This window comes from uncultured Aquimonas sp. (genome assembly GCF_937888285.1).
Classification (GTDB): domain Bacteria; phylum Pseudomonadota; class Gammaproteobacteria; order Xanthomonadales; family Xanthomonadaceae; genus Aquimonas.
Window position 1 is genome coordinate 1 of the sequence record NZ_CALART010000111.1, and the last position, 15,899, is coordinate 15,899.

Sequence of the window (15,899 nt, forward strand, 5' to 3'; positions counted from 1 at the left end):
GACTTACACAAATCCGGGATGAGCGGGTCCAAGGGAACTGGGTGGCAAGACACTTCCGAATCGCCGACACCTTCACCGACAGCCTCGCCCGCCTGACCGGCGACGAGCAAAAGGCCGTCAAGACGACGGCCTTCGATCTGCAGTTGAACCCTGCCAACCCTGGCATGAGCTTCCACAAGCTCGACAACGCGCGCGACAGCAACTTCTGGTCGGTGCGGGTGAGCGCGGACATACGGCTGATCGTGCACCGCTCGAACAGCAGCCTGCTGCTGTGCTACGTCGATCATCACGACCGCGCGTACCGCTGGGCGGAGCGTCGCAAGCTCGACGTGCACCCCAAGACGGGCGCGGCGCAGTTCGTCGAGATCCGCGAGCGTGTCGAAGAAGTGCGGGTGCCCCGATACGTCGATGCGCCGGTGGCGGTGGCGAAGCCGGCCCTGTTTGCGTCGACGCCGGAGCAACTGTTGCTCGGCTTTGGCGTACCCCCGGAGTGGATGGGGGATGTCAGGCAGGCCACCGAAGACTCGCTGCTTGATCTGGTTGACCATCTGCCGGCGGAAGCGGCGGAAGCCCTGCTGGAGCTGGCGACCGGCGGTGAACCCAAGGCCGCATCGCTCGCGGTGCCAAGCGCCAGCCCCTTCGAGCACCCGGACGCACAGCGCCGCTTCCGCGTGGTCTCCAGCGTCGAGGAACTGGAGCGTGCGCTGTCTTCGCCCTGGGACAAGTGGACGATCTTCCTGCACCCGGAGCAGCGGCAGCTGGTGGAGCGAGACTACGCCGGCCCTGCGCGGGTGTCGGGTTCGGCCGGTACGGGCAAGACCATCGTGGCCCTGCATCGTGCGGCGCATCTGGCCCGTAGCAACCCGGACGCACGCGTGCTGCTCACCACATTCTCGGTCAGCCTGGCCAATGCCCTGCGCGCCAAGCTGCGCCGCCTCATCAGCGCAGAGCCGCGCTTGGGCGAACGCATTGATGTGCTGGCCATGGATGCCGCCGGCATTCATCTGCACGAAACCCAGATCGGCCCCGTGCGGCTGCTCGCGCGAGAAGACCTGCGCGACCGACTGAGCAAGGCCGCTGCGCAGATTCCCGATCTGCGCTTCGGCCTGCCGTTTCTGTTCAACGAGTGGGAACAGGTGGTGGACGCCTGGCAGCTTTCCAGTTGGGAGGAATACCGCGACGTGAAGCGGTTGGGCCGCAAGACGCGGCTGTCGGACGCGCAGCGGCAAACGCTGTGGCAGGTGTTCGATACGACGCGCAGCGGTATCGCGGCGGATGGCATGACTTCGATGGCGGGCGTGTTCACTCGCTTGGCCGCGCTGTTCGCTACGCGACCGCACCCGCCGTTCGAGCATGTCGTGGTCGACGAAGCGCAGGACATTTCGATCGCGAAGCTGCGGTTTCTCGCGGCCATCGGCAAGGACCGACCGAACGCCCTGTTCCTCGCAGGCGATCTGGGCCAGCGCATCTTCCAGGTGCCCTTCTCATGGAAGGCCATGGGCGTGGACGTGCGCGGCCGTTCGCGCACGCTCTCGGTCAACTACCGCACCTCGCACCAGATCCGTGCCTGCGCTGACCGCCTGCTAGGCGAGTCGGTGTCGGATGTGGATGGGCTGGTCGAGGTGCGCAAGGGCACGGTGTCGGTGTTCAACGGGCCGGTGCCGCAGGTTCAAGAAGCAGCCTCGCCGGACGAAGAGATCGACATCGTCGCCAACTGGATTAAGACGCACATCGCCGGCGGCATGCAGCCGCATGAGATCGGTGTGATCGTGCGTTCAAGCGATGAGCTGGAGCGCGCGGGCAGGGCGCTGAGCCGCGCTGCAGTTCCGTTCGTGACGCTGGACGAGCGCATGCAGTCCACCGTCGGCAAAGCCTCGGCCTGCACCATGCATCTGGCCAAGGGCCTGGAGTTCCGCGCGGTCGCCGTGATGGCCTGCGACGACGAAGTCATCCCTTCGCAGGAGCGTATCGAACAGGTCACTGACGACAGCGATCTCGCCGAAGTCTATGCGACAGAGCGCCACCTGCTGTACGTGGCCTGCACCCGCGCCCGAGAGGAGCTGCTAGTGACTGGCGTCGCACCGATGTCAGAGTTTCTGGATGATCTCCGCGACGCATAGAGCGCGCTGCGAGCACGGCCTGCAGGAGGTGGCAAACGGGGCGCGCAGCCTTGCTTGAACTTGCGTCTGTGCCGGGATCAGTGCCATCCGATCACGACGCCCCATTCGAACCCCAGGTGCCACGCCTGCCCGCGCACGAAAAGATCAACTACGTCGAGTTCCCCTCTCAGGACCTGCCTGCGACCAAGCGCTTTTTCAGCGATGCCTTCGGCTGGACCTTCGAAGACTATGGCCCGGATTACTCGGCATTCACGGGCGAGTGCCTCGATGGCGGTTTCTTCCGCTCCAAGCTCGCGGGGCGTACGGAAAATGGCGGCGCGCTGCTCGTGTTCTACAGCGCCGACCTCGAAGACACCCTGGCCAAGGTGGTCGCTGCCGGCGCGGAGAATGCGAAACCCGTGTTCTCGTTTCCCGGCGGACGCAGGTTCCATTTCATCGAGCCCGGGGGCAACGCGTTCGCGGTCTGGTCGGATCCGGTCTGAAGTGTCGGTCGTAGGCCTGATCGCGCCGGGCCGGATGTGCAAATGCGGGTCGCATCCCAGTTCGCGACCGCCCTCTGCAACCGCTTTGCCAATGCCGCCGGGTCGAGAGGCGGCATTCGCATCTGCTCAGCAAAACGCCGCCGACAGCGCTGTCGGGTAAACATTTGCAACGGCGCCCGGCGTATCCTCGCCGCCAGTCCGATCCGTACCCGCCATGGCCACGCCCACGCCCACGCCGACCCCCGATCTGTCGCCCGACGAGCTCACCGAGCTGCTGACGGCCTACATGCCCGAAATTCCGGGCTACCGCGTGCTGCGGCGCCTGGGGCAGGGCGGCATGTCCTATGTCTACCTCGGCGTGCAGGAGTCGCTGGACCGGCAGGTCGCGATCAAGGTGATCGTGCCGACGGCCCTGAAGGACGAAGTCGGAAAGCTGCGCTTCGAGCGCGAGGCGCGCACCATCGCCAAGCTGCAGCACCCGGCCATCGTCAGCATCCACGACGTCGGCCGCACCGAGCTTGGCCTGCTCTACTTCGTCATGCCCTACCTGCCGCGCGGCCACCTGGGCCAGCGCGACCTGCGCGAGGACGAGCCGCGCCTGATCGCGATCCTGCGCGCGCTGCTGTGGGGGCTGGACTACGCCCACGAGCGCGGCATCGTGCATCGCGACATCAAGTCCGAGAACGTCCTGTTCGATACCGTCGACCGCCCGCTGCTGGCGGATTTCGGCATCGCCATGCACCGCGGCGACCGCAGTCGCGTCACCGACGGCGGCTTCGCGCTGGGTAGCGCCACCCACATGGCGCCCGAGCAGGCCCGCGGCGAACGCGTCGACGCGCGCGCCGATCTCTACAGCCTGGGTGTGGTCGCTTTCGAAAAGCTGACCGGAGAGCTGCCGTTCCAGGCCGAGGGTCCGCTGCAGCTGGCGGTGCGCCACTCGGTGGACCCGGTGCCGCGCCTGCCCGCGGCCAAGGCGCACTGGCAGGCCTTCATCGACCGCGCGCTGGCGAAGTCGCCGGACGAGCGCTACACCAGCGCGCAGCACATGATGGCCGCGCTCGACCAGATCGAGGCGGAGCGGCTCTCGCGTGCTGCGCCGGCTGTGGCGCCCCGCGCGGAGCCCGTCCCCGCGCCGGCCGCTGCGGCGCGGCGTCGCGGCGTCAATCCGCTGTTCGTCGCCGCTGCGGCCTGCATCGTCCTGGTGCTGGCGGTGGTGGTGGCGCTGCAGGCCTGGGGTCTGCGCCCGATGTCCGCGATCACGCCGGCGGTCACCGAGGCGGTTGCGCCCGTGGCGCAGCCGATGGCATCGCCGCGCGTTGCGGCGCAGCTGCCTGCGCCGCAGCTCGTCGCGCCGGCGGCGACTGCGATCTCCGCAGGCGACGCAATGCCGACGCCCGATGGCGCGATCGCGCTCACGGACGCGCCCTCAGACGCGGAGGCTGCCGCGGAGCAGGCCGAAGCCGAGGCGCTGGCTGCGGCGGAAGCCGCCCTGCCGCCCGAAGAGCGTGCCCTGCGCGCGGCGCAGCGCCAGATCCTGCGCCAGCGTCTGACCCAGCCGCCCGGCGACAACGCGCTGGAGTCACTGCAGCTCGCGCATGCGCTGGTGCCCGAAGCGCCGCGTCTGGCGCGTCTGGGCGAAGCCTGGCTGGCCGCAGCGCGACCGCATGTCGCCACCGCGTTCGAGCGCGGCGGTGATGCGCCGGAGCTGCGCCTGTATGCGGCGGCGGGCGAGCTGGCGAGTCTGCTCAGCTTGCGAGAGGGCGAGGCGTGGAAGGGCATCGAGGGCATCGCCCTCGACTGGCTGCGGGCGAAGCTGCGCAGCGCGCTGCAGGCGCGCGACGTGGAGGCCCTGCGCGCGGCCCGCGCCGCCGCGACGCCGCTGGGCCTGAGCCCCGCGCAGCTGGAACCCGAGTGGTCGCAGGGCATCGTGAGTGCCCGCGTCGGCGATCGCCTGCCGGGTGAAGCCGCATGGACCCTGCTGCGTCTGCCAGACGGCGCAAAGCCCGGCCTTGCGGCTGCGCTGTCGCCGGTCAGCCGCACCGAGTACGCCGCCTTCGCGCAGGCCTCGGGGCGGACGGCCGCCAGCTGTCGCGTGCGCTCGGCGGCGTTCAACCTGCGCAAGCGGCTGTGGAGCGCGCCGGGCTTCGAGCAGGCCGGCAGTGCGCCCGTGGTCTGCGTCAGCCTGGCCGACGCCCAGGCCTATGCGCAGTGGCTGGGAGCCCAGCAGGGGCGCAGCTATCGACTGCCGGCCGCTGCGGAATGGTCCGCCCTGCCAGCGGCAGCCGCTGCCGAAACCTGCCGCGCCCAGCCGACGGGCTGCGTGCGGCCCGAGCAGGTGCGCGAATGGAGCACGCCCTGCGTCGGCGGCTGCGAGCGCCAGCCGCTGCTGGGCTTTGGCCGCCGCGAAGCCGAGCAGCCTGATCGCGAGCGCGATGTGGCCGTCGATCCGGGCCATGGCTATGACGACGTCGGCTTCCGGCTGGTGCGTGAGGTTGCGCGAGCGGAGCTGGAGCAGCGCTGATCCTGTGCAGCGATCCTGGGCGGTGCGGACTCAGCCGACGCCAGTGAGCCAGAACTCCGGATCACTCCGGCTTGCGCTGGGCGCGTGCGGGTCTGATGCGCGCGCGGCCCCTCCTTGGCGCCCGGCAGGGAGGGTTGCCTGAGTCTCGCCCTAGGCGAGGGCCCAGGCCAGCGCGGCGTCGACATGCAGCGCTGCGGTATCGAACAGCGGTGCCGGAACATGCTCGGGCTGCAGCAGCAGGCCGATCTCGGTGCAGCCGAGAATGACGCCCTCGCAGCCGCGATCCAGCAGGCTGGCGCAGGCCTCGCGATACAGCGCGCGCGAGGCCTTCTCGATGCGGCCCCGGCACAGCTCGTCGAAGATCACCCGATCGATCTCCGCCTGCGTGGCCTCGTCCGGCACCTCGATCGTGAGCCCGAAGCGCTCGTGCAGGCGTGCCCGATAGAAGTCTTCGCGCATGGTGAAGCGGGTGCCCAGCAGCGCGACGCGCCTGAGGCCGGCGGCACGGATCGCAGCGCCGGTGGCATCGGCGATGTGCAGCAGGGGCAGGGCGCAGCGCGCTTCGATCATTGGCGCGACCTTGTGCATGGTGTTGGTACACAGCAGCAGGCCTTCGGCGCCGGCGCGCTGCAGGCCCAGTGCGGCGTCGGCCAGCACTTCGCCGGCGCGCGCCCAGTCGCCGGCCCGCTGCAGGGCCTCGATGTCGGCGAAGTCGACGCTGTGCAGCAGCAGTTCGGCCGAATGCAGGCCGCCCAGCCGCGCGCGTACGCCTTCGTTGAGCGCGCGGTAGTAGAGCGCGGTGGATTCCCAGCTCATGCCGCCGATCAGGCCGAGTCTGCGCATGCGGTGTGTCTCTGCGTGGCGTTGGCCGGGCAGTGTGCCGCAGTGATCCGGTCAGGGACGTGCCGCGCTTCGAACGGCCCCTCATCCGGCGCTGCGCGCCACCTTCTCCCGTGGGGAGAAGGGCTGCAATCGCCCGCACGGAGCAGCGGGGTGCTTTCGGCATCGCAAAGCCCAAAGCCCAAAGCCCAAGGCCCAATCCCGCAGTTCAGTTCGATTGCCGACACTTGGAGTGCCGACGCCATTTTCAACTCCCGCCTCGTCGCCCCCGCGCAGGCGGGGGCCCAGCCGCAAGGAGGCAGGGCCTTGGATCCAAGCGGGTGCGCATTGCCACCCACGTGCAAGCCAGAGTTGCCGGCGCCGCGCAGCGCCAGGTCGGCCAGTGCGGTGCTCCTCCTGCACCGCGCGTTAGCCTAGAGGCCCGCCTCACGCCGAGCCTTCCATGTGCGGTCGCTACACCAACGCCAGCACCTGGGCGGAAATCCATGCCGCGGCCTCACCGCTGCCGGTGCAGGCGCCTGGGGAGCCGCCCGGTATCGAGCTGAACATCGCGCCGACCGCGCTGGCCTGGGTGCTGCGACCCGATGAGGATGGCGTGCTGCGCGCCGCCCGCCTGCGCTGGGGCCTGCTGCCCGCCTGGTCGGAAATTCCCTCCACGAAGTTCTCGACCTTCAATGCGCGCGTCGAAAGCGTGGCGGAGAAGCCGGTGTTCCGCGGTGCTTTCCGCGCGCGTCGATGCCTGGTGCCGGCCTCGGGCTGGTACGAATGGCGCGACGAGGCCGGCCGCAAGATCCCGCATCTGTTCGAGCCCGCCGCCGGCGGTGCCCTGCTGTTTGCCGGCCTGTGGGAGCGCTGGCAGCGCGGCGACGAAGCCGTCGAGAGCTTCACGATTCTGACCACAGAAGCGCGCGGCCAGGTCGCCGAGGTGCACGACCGCATGCCCGTGCTGGTCGCACATGAAGACGCGCGGCAGTGGCTGGATCTGTCCCTGTTCGAAGCTGAAGCCTTTGCGGTGTCGCTGCAGCTGCCGGTGCTCAGGGTCGAGCGCGGTCGTGCACCACCGAAGCCCGCCAGGGGCCCGGCGCCCCTCCAGGACAGCCTGTTCTGAGGCATCTCAATCGGGCGTGCTGGCCTCGAATCCATCGACGAACAGATCGAGGCTGTCCAGCACGCCGAACACGTCGCCGGTGTCGCTGGCCTGGCCCGGCGTGAAGCCGCCGCCGGTAGCGTCTGTCGCGCTGTTGTCGATGAAGCGCACGCGCAGCGCGACGGCGTCCGCCGCGTCCATGATGAAGAGCGCGCCTGCCTTGCCCTGACCGGGGCCGCCGCTGCTGCCGTGGCTGCCACCGAGTCCGCGCTCGCTGCGGTTGCCGACGAATTCGACGTCTTCCATCAGCAGGCTGCCCGCGCGCATGAACACCGCGCCGCCCAGGCCTGCACCGCCGCCGCCGCCGCCCGCGACATTGCCGCCGGCGATGCTGGCCCCGCCACTGCCGCCGAACGCGCCGCCGAGGCCGCCGGGGCCATCGCTGGCGCTCAGGCGGCCGCCGCGTCCACCGCCGCCGCCGCCAAAGCCGCCATCGCCGCCGGTTGGCGAGACCCCGCCTGATACCAGGGCCCAGCCGCCGCCGCCGCCGCCGCCGCCGAACTGTGCGAAGCCTCCGAAGGCGGTCAGCGCCGAACAGGGGATTCCCGTCGTGCAGCCGCTGCCGCCACCCGCACCCGCGCCCTCGGACGAATTGCCGCCCGGCCGATTGGCGTCACCGCCGGCGCCCACGAAGCTGGCCAGCGGCGCACCGCTGCCGCCGCTGCCTCCGACCAGGCCTGAGCCGGTTTGCCCATCGCCGCCGATGCCGCCGCCGCCGCCCCCGCCTTCGTTTCCGGCCGGCAGGGTCTGGCTGCCGCCGTTGCCACCGCGCGCCGCAGAGTTACGTATGCGGCTGGACAGCAAGGCCAGAGCGCCGGACTCGACCAGGATCGCGCCGCCAACCCCCGCACCGCCCCCACCGCCGCCAGAGCGCTGCTGACCGCCGCCGCCGTGCCCGCCCTGGGCCAGGCCATTGCGAAGTTCCAGCCCTTCGATGGTCAATGTGCCCGGCTGGCGGACATGCAGCAGGCGTGTGCGCAGGCCGCCTTCGGCACCGCCGCTGATCGCCAGCACCTCGCGGCCGGGACCGAGCAGATGCATGGCGCGGTCGACACGCGGCAGCAGGCTCTGCAGCTCGATTTCGCCACTGAGCTCGCGCAGGTCGATGACGCTGGTGCCGACCGGGTTGTCGCCCAGATCGGTTGGCTGGCCGCTGCGGATGGCCTGCATGGCCTCGCGCAGGGTGACGATGCCATCGCCTGGCGGGCTGTTGTCCTCCAGGCTGTTGACGCGCAGCGCCAGGCCGGCGCTGGCGATCGGTGCGAGCAGGGCCAGCGCCATGCCGAACAGGGCCGCCTTCGGGGCGTTGCCGTGGATTGCGGATGTCATGTGCATGTCTGTCTATCCGGGAAGGCCGCGCGGCAGGCTGATCCCGCCGCGCTTCAACCCCTGAATCGGCGAAAGCGCGTCGATCTCGTCAGTCGATGATCCCACTGCCTGCGTGCTTGCCCCCGTGGGGCGCATGCCGGACCATGCGCGGCCGACACGATCCTGCGAGGCACCATGTTCCGCATCGGCACCGGCTATGACGTCCACGCCTTCGGCCCCGGCGATTTCGTGACTCTCGGCGGCGTACGCATCGCGCATGGCCGCGGCATCGTCGCCCACTCCGATGGCGACGTCCTGATCCACGCCTTGTGTGATGCCCTGCTCGGCGCCCTGGCGCTGGGCGATATCGGCAAGCATTTCCCGCCCTCGGACGACCGCTGGAAGGGCGCGGACAGCCGCGACCTGCTGCGCGCCGTGCTGGCGATGTTGAAAGCACGCGGCTGGGCGGTGGTGAATGTCGATACCGTCGTCGTCTGCGAGCGGCCCAAGCTGCTGCCGCACATCGAAGCCATGCGCGCGAATCTGGCGGCGGATCTTGAGATCGACAGCGACGCCGTCAGCGTCAAGGCCACCACCAGCGAGAAGCTGGGCTTCACCGGCCGTGAGGAAGGCATCGCCGCCCAGGCCGTGGCCCTGCTGCAGAAGCTGGGCGCATGAGCGCGGTGCCGGAGCGGCCGCGCGCGCTGGGTGAAGCGGTGCTGAGCGCGCGCATCCGCGAGCAGCCCGAGGATTTTCGCGTCGATGAAGTGCTGGGCTTCGCCCCGGGCGGCGGCGGCGAGCATCTGTTCGTCTGCATCGAGAAGCGCCAAGCCAACACCGCCTGGATCGCCAAGCAGCTCGCCAAGTGGGCGGGCATCGCGCCGATGGGCGTGGGCTATGCGGGGCTGAAGGATCGCCATGCGGTGACCCGCCAGTGGTTCAGCCTGCACCTGCCCAAGCGCATCGCGCCGGCGACCCCGTTTGAAGACGCGGAAGCCGTGCTGATCGAGCAGATCTGGCACAACCGCAAGCTGCCGCGCGGCGCACTCAAGGGCAACCGCTTCCATCTGCGCCTGCGCGGCGTGGACGGCGCGCGCGAGGCCATCGAGCAGCGCCTCGCCGAGATCGCCGCGCGCGGCGTGCCCAACTACTTCGGCGCCCAGCGTTTCGGCCGCGACGGCCGCAACCTGCAGGCCGCCGAAGCAATGTTCGCCGGCCGCCGCGTCGACCGCGAGGAGCGCTCGATCCTGCTCTCATCCGCACGTTCGGCGATCTTCAACGCGGTGCTGGGCGCACGCGTGCAGCGCGGTGACTGGGATCGGCTGGTCGAGGGCGAGGTCTGCATGCTCGACGGCAGCCACAGCGTGTTCGGGCCCGAGCCGATCACGCCTGAGCTCATCGAGCGCGCGCAGCGTATGGACATCCACCCGACCGGGCCGCTGTGGGGTGCCGGAGCGCTGCGCAGTGCGGACGGGCTCGCCGAGTTGGAGACGCGCGGCGCCGCGCTGTTCGAGGCTCTGCGCGCGGGGCTCGAGTCCGTCGATCTCAAGCAGGAGCGCCGCGCGTTGCGCCTGCCGGTGCGCGAGCTCAAGTGGCAGTTCGAGGATGCGCAGACCCTGCAGATCGAGTTCTTCCTGCCGGCCGGCGCGTTTGCGACCAGCGTGCTGGAAGCGCTGGGCGAGATCAGCGACGCTGCCGGGCGCGGCGGGGAGTAGATCCGTCAACACGGCGCGGTCGTAGGGTGCGCGTGTCGCGCACCTACAGTTGCGAAAGACGCCGTGCCCGCGCAGATCGCCGCGGACGTGGATCGCAATCGAGGCTACGGAACGCCGCTCAGGCCAAGGCACGCACCCGAGGTAGGGCGTCGCGTGACTCCGACGTGATGGGCCACAGGCGCACCCTAAGCGACCGAGCGCTACGGCTTCGTTCGAGCGATGGCGTCTCTGGAAATCGTAGGGTGCGCGTGTCGCGCACCTACAGCTGCGAATGACGCGATGCCCTCGCCGATCGCCGTGGACACGGATCGCAATCGAGGAAACGGAACGCCCGCCAGGCCACGACGCGTACCAGGGGCGGGAGCTGAGTGGCTCCGACGTGGTGCGCCACAGGCGCACCCTATGCGATCGAGTGCTGTGGCTTCATTCGAGCGAAGGCGTCTCTGGAAATCGTAGCGTGCGCGTGTCGCGCACCAACGACAATGAACGACGCCGTGCCTGTGAAGAACACCTCAGGCCCCGTTCGCCGCTTACAAGGGATCAGTACAAACCCGCTACCCACCCCAGGCCAGGAAGTTCATGAACTCGCGCCGCGTCTTCGGCCCGTAGGTGCGGAAAGCCGGGTCCGGCGCGTTGCGGTAGTTCTCGCGCGCAGCGGTGACTGCGTCGCCCTGGATGTGCTTGTCCAGCACGTCCTGCGGCACGCGGTAGATCTTCAGCGCATTGAGTCCGAACACCTGCGCGCGCATCTCCGGCGTGATTGCCGGGTAGCCGTAGCGTTGCTGGAACTCCTCGCTGATCTGGAAGCTGCGGAAAGCCTGGATCTGGTCCTGCGGGCTGCCGTACCAGATCGAATCCGTCCCCCACAGAACATTGCCTGCGCCGAGGTGCTTGAACAGCTTGCCCAGCGCATGCGCAGCCGAATCCGGATCGCGCATCAGGAAGCGCCAGGTCGAGCCCAGCTCCGCATACACATTGCTGCCCGGCCCCAGGCCCGCCTCCAGCACCGAGGTGATCAGCGCATCGATGCCGTCGGTGCGCTGCGGGTCGTAGGGGCCTTCGGCTTTGTCGGTGACGAAGCCCGAGTGGTAGATCAGGAAGTTGACGTCCGGATAGCGCTTGGCCACGCGGCCGATGTCGGCGCAGGTGCTGTGCTCGTAGCTGCGCGGGCCAAACGGCAGGCCCTTGTGGATGGCGATGGTGCGCACGTCCAGTCGACGCGCCTCCTCGATCATCGCGAGGCCCACTTCGTCGTCCATCCAGAAGCCGGCAGAGCCGTCCGGGCCCCACTGTGTATAGGTCTTCCAGGCGCTGATGCCGAACTCGCGCGCCAGCCGCTCCATGTCCTCGATGTCGTGCTTCTGGTTGGGGTTGACGCGGCCGTGCAGGAACAGTCGATGGGTGCCCTGCATCGTCTCGACGATGCGCGCGGTGGCAGCGGCTTCTTCGATCGTCAGCGGTTCGCCCTCGCGGGTGCTGGGCACAAAGCTCAGCACCATCAGGTCGGTGTCGGAGTCCATGAAGATGTCGCGCAGGAAGGCGTCCGGCCCGAAGCACTGCAGGCGGTCGAGATTGCCCGGCAGCGAGGCGGCGGCGCAGCTTTGCGCCTCGAAGCTCGCCAGCGGCCGCGCGCCCTCCGGCAGGCGCCGCGTCCAGGCCCCGGTCGGGTTCACGAAGTGCCCCTGCACATCGAAGATGAACTCTTTGCCGGCCAACACCGACTGCGCGGCGGCTTCGTCAAGCGCTGCCTCGGTCGGCAGCGCATAGTGGCCGCCGGTCTTGCCGGCGGCAGCGAAGGCCGAGTTCATCGCCAGCAGGGTGCTGGCCGCGCCGCAGGCCGAGATCATGAATTCGCGCCGCCGCAGACCCAGCCGCCGCGCATGCTGGGTGGCCTGCTCCAGCGCCAGGCGATTCGCGCGCAGGTGGTGCGGTGCCAGCGGCACCGGCACGAATTCGCCGTTGCTGGCGCTGTCCAGCTTGATCGGCAGGCGCAGGCCTTCCGGGTCCTGATTCGAGGGTGTGCGCTTCGACATGGCGATGACTCCGTCTGGCGTGGGCCCTATTGCCGCGCCGATCGCGCTGCAGCAGCCAGTGTCGATGGTCCCGGGTAGCGCGGTAGACGAGGCCAATAGGATGGGCCCTGGCCCACCGAACGCTAGACGCTTACCCCGGTGCATGCCACGCCTAGGTCCGTGTTGCCGCCGACAGCGATGTATCAGGCGCCCCCACTCTCTCGGTGGAAACAAGGCGATGCTCAAGTCGCGGTGGGCCAGGGCCCACCCTATTGCGCTGCGCGGGAATCACCTGTTCCGCTCGGCGTACGGCAGCGCTGAAGCACGAAGGCGCTTGCGCAGAGTCGCTGCCGGCTGGGTGAAGGCTGCTGGCGCTAGAACCGCACGCTCAACTCCGTCAACCAACTCGGCCCCACATCCAGCAACCAGGCCTCCAGCGCCTTGTCCAGGCCGCTCAGCACCAGCGCGCCCACCAACAGCAGGCTGGCGCCCATCACTGCCTTGCCGATGCCGCCCGCGCTGAGCGCGCGATCGCGCAGTCGGGTGAAGGCCTGGCGAGAGAGCAGGCCGGCGCCGATCAAGGGCAGCACCGCGCCGACGCTGAACATGGCCATCACCACGGCGGCCTGAGCGCTGCCTTCACCCGTGGCTGCGAGTGCGATCGCTGCGCCCAGAGTGGGGCCGACGCAGGGGCTCCAGGCCACGCCGAGCAGGGCACCGACGCCGAACTGTGCGGCCGGGTGTTCGCTGCGGATGCCGGCGGCGGCGTTACCGCCCAGCGAGCCGAGCTTCGACAGCAGCCCCGACAGTGCGGCCTGCAGGCGTGCGCTGAGCAGCACCACGCCCAGCACCAGCATCAGCAGGCCGGCGGCGGTGCGCAGGGTGCGCTCGTCGAGTCCGAGCAGATCGCCGCTGCGCGCCAGGGTAACGCCGATCAGGGTGAAGGCCAGCGCCAGCCCCGCCGCCAGCGCCGGCAGGCCCCAGCGGCTACGGCCAGTGGCCGACGCCGCCACCATCGGCAGGATCGGCAGTACGCAGGGCGACAGGGTGGTCAGCAGGCCGGCGATGCTGGCCAGGCCGAGTGTGGTCAGCGAGAGATCCATGTCGAATCCGGAGATTGAGAAGAGTCCGAACGCCCTGGCGAAGGCGGATCAAGCCGTTCGGACAAGGCGCGGCAGACGAACGCAAACACGTTCGGCGCGCCACCAGATCGCGCAGTTCGCAGGGGCGGCGCTGCTGCGGCCGCCCGAGCGCGTGCTCCCTTATTCGAGGCCCGTGCGGTACACCTCGCGCAGGCGGTCGAGATCGGTCTCGGCCACGCTCATCGCGCGCTGCTCGCTGCCCTTGAACACGAACACGGTGCTCTGTCGCGGTGCGCCGAGCTGCTTGGCGAGTTCGCGCTGATCGTCCCAATGCAGCTTCAGCCCCGCGAACTCCGCGAAGGCCGGCTCGGCCAACAGGGCCTCGAGCTTCGGCGCCTGGTTGCGGCAGGTCGGGCACCACGGCGCCCACACGTCGATGACGACGGTCCTGCCTTCGGCCTGCAGGACCTGGAAACGTTCAGCGGTGAACGCTTCGAAGCGGCTGTCGGCCTTGGCAAGGCCCGCGATCGAGATCAGCGCGAGCACGAGCAGCGCGCGGACGGCAGGCATGAGTGGGGACATGGCGGATCCTGATGAGTGGGGGGCATGCGTGCGACGCGGTAGCGCCGCACGGTGCAGGGAGGAGCGTGCCCCGGGGCGATCTGATTGCCTCGGGCGCGCGCGCTCAGGCAGCCTTTGAGTTCGGCAGGTCGAGGGCGACGACGGGGAAGTCGACGGCGGTGCCTGCGAGGTGGTTGACGTAGTTGGTCAGCGTGTTCTGTGCGACCAGGGCCACCACTTCGATGGCTTCGCCCGCGCCGAAGCCGGCGCCGATGAAGGCCTCGAACTCACGCTCGTCGACGTTGCCGCGGCTCTCGACCACCGTCCGGGCGAGGCGCGCCAGTGCGGCATCGCGCGGCTCCAGACCTCGGCCGGCCCGCGCTGCGGCGATGGCCTCGGCGTTCAGCCCGGCGCCGCGGCCGATCACGGTGTGCGCGGCCAGGCAGTAGCCGCAGCGGTTGGCCTGGCCCACGGCCAGCGCGACGATCTCGCGCTGGCGCGCGTCCAGCAGTCCCTGCGCCTGCGGGCTGCCGAAACCCAGATAGCCATGCAGGGCGGTCGGCGAATGCGCCAGGGTCAGAATGATGTTCGGAAGTCCGCCGAGCTTGGTCTTCACGCCGAACAGGGCTTCGGCAGTGGCGGGGCTGGCTTGGGTCGGGTCGAGCGGGGCGATGCGGGGCATTGCGGTCTCCTTGGAATTGGGTGCGTGACGCTGGGGCCACGGTGCACATCCTCCCGGGAACTTCGATACCCTTGGGATCGAAGCGTCTCGAATGCGATACTTGGAGTCTTGAATGGACCGTCTGGCCCATCTGCTGGAGCAGTTCGCCCTGCGCGCCCGCGTCTTCCATTCGGGCCTGATCTGCGGCAGCGAGCTGTTCGACAGCGCCGACGGCTCGGGGCATCTGCATGTGCTGCGAGCCGGCGTGATCGAGCTGCAGGACAGCCGTGGCGACTGCCTGCAGCGCTTGGATCGACCGAGCCTGGCTTTCTATCCGCGCCCGCTCGCGCATCGCCTGGCGACGCTGCCCGGCGAATCCGCCGAACTCGTCTGTGCGTCGGTGAGTTTCGGTCAGTCGGGGGCGGATCCACTGTCGGCGGCCCTGCCCAACCCGCTGGTGCTGGCGCTGGATGAAGCGCCGGCACTGGCGGGCCTGCTGCAGCTGCTGTTCGACGAAGCCTTCGCGCAGCGCTGCGGGCGATCGGCAGCGCTGGATCGCTTGAGCGAGCTGCTGGTGCTGCACCTGCTGCGCATCGCCATGAGCAGCGGCGGGCCACGCATGGGCGTCTTGGCGGGCTTGGCCGATCCGCGTCTGGCCAAGGCGCTGGTGGCGATGCACGCCCAGCCTGCGGAGGCCTGGACGCTGCAGCGGCTCGCCGAGCGCGCCGGCATGTCGCGCGCGCGATTTGCCCTGCATTTTCAGCAGGTCGTGGGCCAGACACCGATGGACTACCTCGCCGGCTGGCGAATGGGTTTGGCGATGGCCGAGCTTCGCCGCGGCCGCCCGGTGGGGCAGGTGGCGCAGCAGGTGGGCTATGGTTCGGCGTCCGCGCTGGCGCGGGTATTCAGTGCGCGGGTTGGGGTTTCGCCCTTGGCTTGGCTGCGAGCCGAGACGCTGGCGGCTGCGGATGCCTGAGTTGCTCCACTGCGCCGTCTGGCGATGTGTAGCCGGCACTCAGTGCCGAGGCTGCTGCCCTACCGCAGCACGTAGCTGGCCAGCACTGCCTGCACCTCGTAGATGCTGAGCTTCTTGTTGAAGCGCTTCTGGATCGGCGCGGCCGTCCCCGAGATCCAGATCTTGAGCTCCGCGTCCAGGTCGAAGGTACCGGCCGTCTCTATGCTGAAGTGGGTGATGCTGCGGTAGGGGATCGAGTGGTACTCGACCTTGCTGCCGGTCAGGCCCTGCTTGTCGACCAATACGAGGCGCTTGTCGGTGAAGACGAAGTAGTCGCGGATCAGCTGATAGGCGTGCTCGACGCGCTCGCCCGGCGCCAGAAGGCTGGCGAACTCCTGCTGGATCTTTGCCGCGTCAATTTTCGATGCATTGCCCAGCATGCTGTCGAGCAGTCCCATGGCGTCCTCCTGAGCTTGAGGCTCGCGAGTGTGCCGC

The 15,899-nt window shown here is 69.4% G+C and carries 14 protein-coding genes; 7 read left to right on the forward strand and 7 right to left on the reverse strand.

Going from position 1 to position 15,899, the window contains the following annotated elements:
- The first annotated feature begins 41 nt into the window (after positions 1–41).
- The 3 genes from Q0654_RS20630 (at position 42) to Q0654_RS20640 (ending at position 5,123) form a co-directional block, all read left to right on the forward strand.
- On the forward strand, positions 42–2,120 hold the full coding sequence (locus Q0654_RS20630; protein ID WP_298857310.1) for a 3'-5' exonuclease: 2,079 nt from the start codon (positions 42–44) through the stop codon (positions 2,118–2,120).
- A gap of 116 nt (positions 2,121–2,236) precedes the next feature.
- Positions 2,237–2,602: a VOC family protein gene (locus Q0654_RS20635; protein WP_298856918.1), complete on the forward strand. Its 366-nt coding sequence runs from the start codon at positions 2,237–2,239 to the stop codon at positions 2,600–2,602.
- A 214-nt stretch (positions 2,603–2,816) separates the two neighbouring features.
- Positions 2,817–5,123, forward strand: a complete 2,307-nt coding sequence (locus tag Q0654_RS20640) for a bifunctional serine/threonine-protein kinase/formylglycine-generating enzyme family protein (protein ID WP_298856920.1) — start codon at positions 2,817–2,819, stop codon at positions 5,121–5,123.
- A gap of 150 nt (positions 5,124–5,273) precedes the next feature.
- Here the strand turns inward: Q0654_RS20640 and Q0654_RS20645 are convergent, their stop codons facing one another.
- Positions 5,274–5,966, reverse strand: coding sequence for an amino acid racemase (locus tag Q0654_RS20645; protein WP_298856922.1), 693 nt, complete (start codon positions 5,964–5,966; stop codon positions 5,274–5,276).
- A 439-nt stretch (positions 5,967–6,405) separates the two neighbouring features.
- Here Q0654_RS20645 and Q0654_RS20650 point away from each other — a divergent pair, with 439 nt between their 5' ends.
- A complete protein-coding gene (locus Q0654_RS20650; protein WP_298856924.1) occupies positions 6,406–7,071 on the forward strand; it encodes an SOS response-associated peptidase in 666 nt (221 codons plus the stop codon).
- Positions 7,072–7,077: 6 nt separating this feature from the next.
- Here the strand turns inward: Q0654_RS20650 and Q0654_RS20655 are convergent, their stop codons facing one another.
- Positions 7,078–8,445 carry a hypothetical protein gene (locus tag Q0654_RS20655; protein WP_298856926.1) on the reverse strand — a complete coding sequence of 456 codons (1,368 nt, stop codon included), beginning with the start codon at positions 8,443–8,445 and terminating at the stop codon, positions 7,078–7,080.
- 168 nt (positions 8,446–8,613) lie between these two features.
- Here Q0654_RS20655 and ispF point away from each other — a divergent pair, with 168 nt between their 5' ends.
- Together ispF and truD are read left to right on the forward strand one after the other, a co-directional pair.
- Positions 8,614–9,096 carry a 2-C-methyl-D-erythritol 2,4-cyclodiphosphate synthase gene (ispF, locus tag Q0654_RS20660; protein WP_298856928.1) on the forward strand — a complete coding sequence of 161 codons (483 nt, stop codon included), beginning with the start codon at positions 8,614–8,616 and terminating at the stop codon, positions 9,094–9,096.
- Positions 9,093–10,133: a tRNA pseudouridine(13) synthase TruD gene (truD, locus tag Q0654_RS20665; RefSeq protein ID WP_298856930.1), complete on the forward strand. Its 1,041-nt coding sequence runs from the start codon at positions 9,093–9,095 to the stop codon at positions 10,131–10,133. The genes ispF and truD overlap by 4 nt, the downstream gene beginning before the upstream one ends.
- Before the next feature lie 554 nt (positions 10,134–10,687).
- On the opposite strand, the gene Q0654_RS20670 is transcribed toward truD, so the two are convergent.
- The 4 genes from Q0654_RS20670 to Q0654_RS20685 form a co-directional block, all read right to left on the reverse strand.
- Positions 10,688–12,166, reverse strand: a complete 1,479-nt coding sequence (locus Q0654_RS20670; protein WP_298856932.1) for an amidohydrolase family protein — start codon at positions 12,164–12,166, stop codon at positions 10,688–10,690.
- 353 nt (positions 12,167–12,519) lie between these two features.
- The gene (locus Q0654_RS20675; RefSeq protein WP_298856934.1) at positions 12,520–13,248 is read right to left on the reverse strand and encodes a cytochrome c biogenesis CcdA family protein; all 729 of its coding nucleotides are present in this window, start codon (positions 13,246–13,248) and stop codon (positions 12,520–12,522) included.
- A 159-nt stretch (positions 13,249–13,407) separates the two neighbouring features.
- Complete coding sequence (locus Q0654_RS20680; RefSeq protein WP_298856936.1) at positions 13,408–13,809, reverse strand: thioredoxin family protein; 402 nt, start codon at positions 13,807–13,809, stop codon at positions 13,408–13,410.
- A 103-nt stretch (positions 13,810–13,912) separates the two neighbouring features.
- On the reverse strand, positions 13,913–14,470 hold the full coding sequence (locus Q0654_RS20685; protein ID WP_298856938.1) for a carboxymuconolactone decarboxylase family protein: 558 nt from the start codon (positions 14,468–14,470) through the stop codon (positions 13,913–13,915).
- Positions 14,471–14,582: 112 nt separating this feature from the next.
- On the opposite strand from Q0654_RS20685, the gene Q0654_RS20690 reads away from it, so the two are divergent.
- Positions 14,583–15,425, forward strand: coding sequence for an AraC family transcriptional regulator (locus Q0654_RS20690; RefSeq protein WP_298856940.1), 843 nt, complete (start codon positions 14,583–14,585; stop codon positions 15,423–15,425).
- Positions 15,426–15,484: 59 nt separating this feature from the next.
- Here Q0654_RS20690 and Q0654_RS20695 read toward each other — a convergent pair whose 3' ends face one another.
- Complete coding sequence (locus tag Q0654_RS20695) at positions 15,485–15,862, reverse strand: PH domain-containing protein (RefSeq protein WP_298856943.1); 378 nt, start codon at positions 15,860–15,862, stop codon at positions 15,485–15,487.
- Between the last annotated feature and the right edge of the window lie 37 nt (positions 15,863–15,899).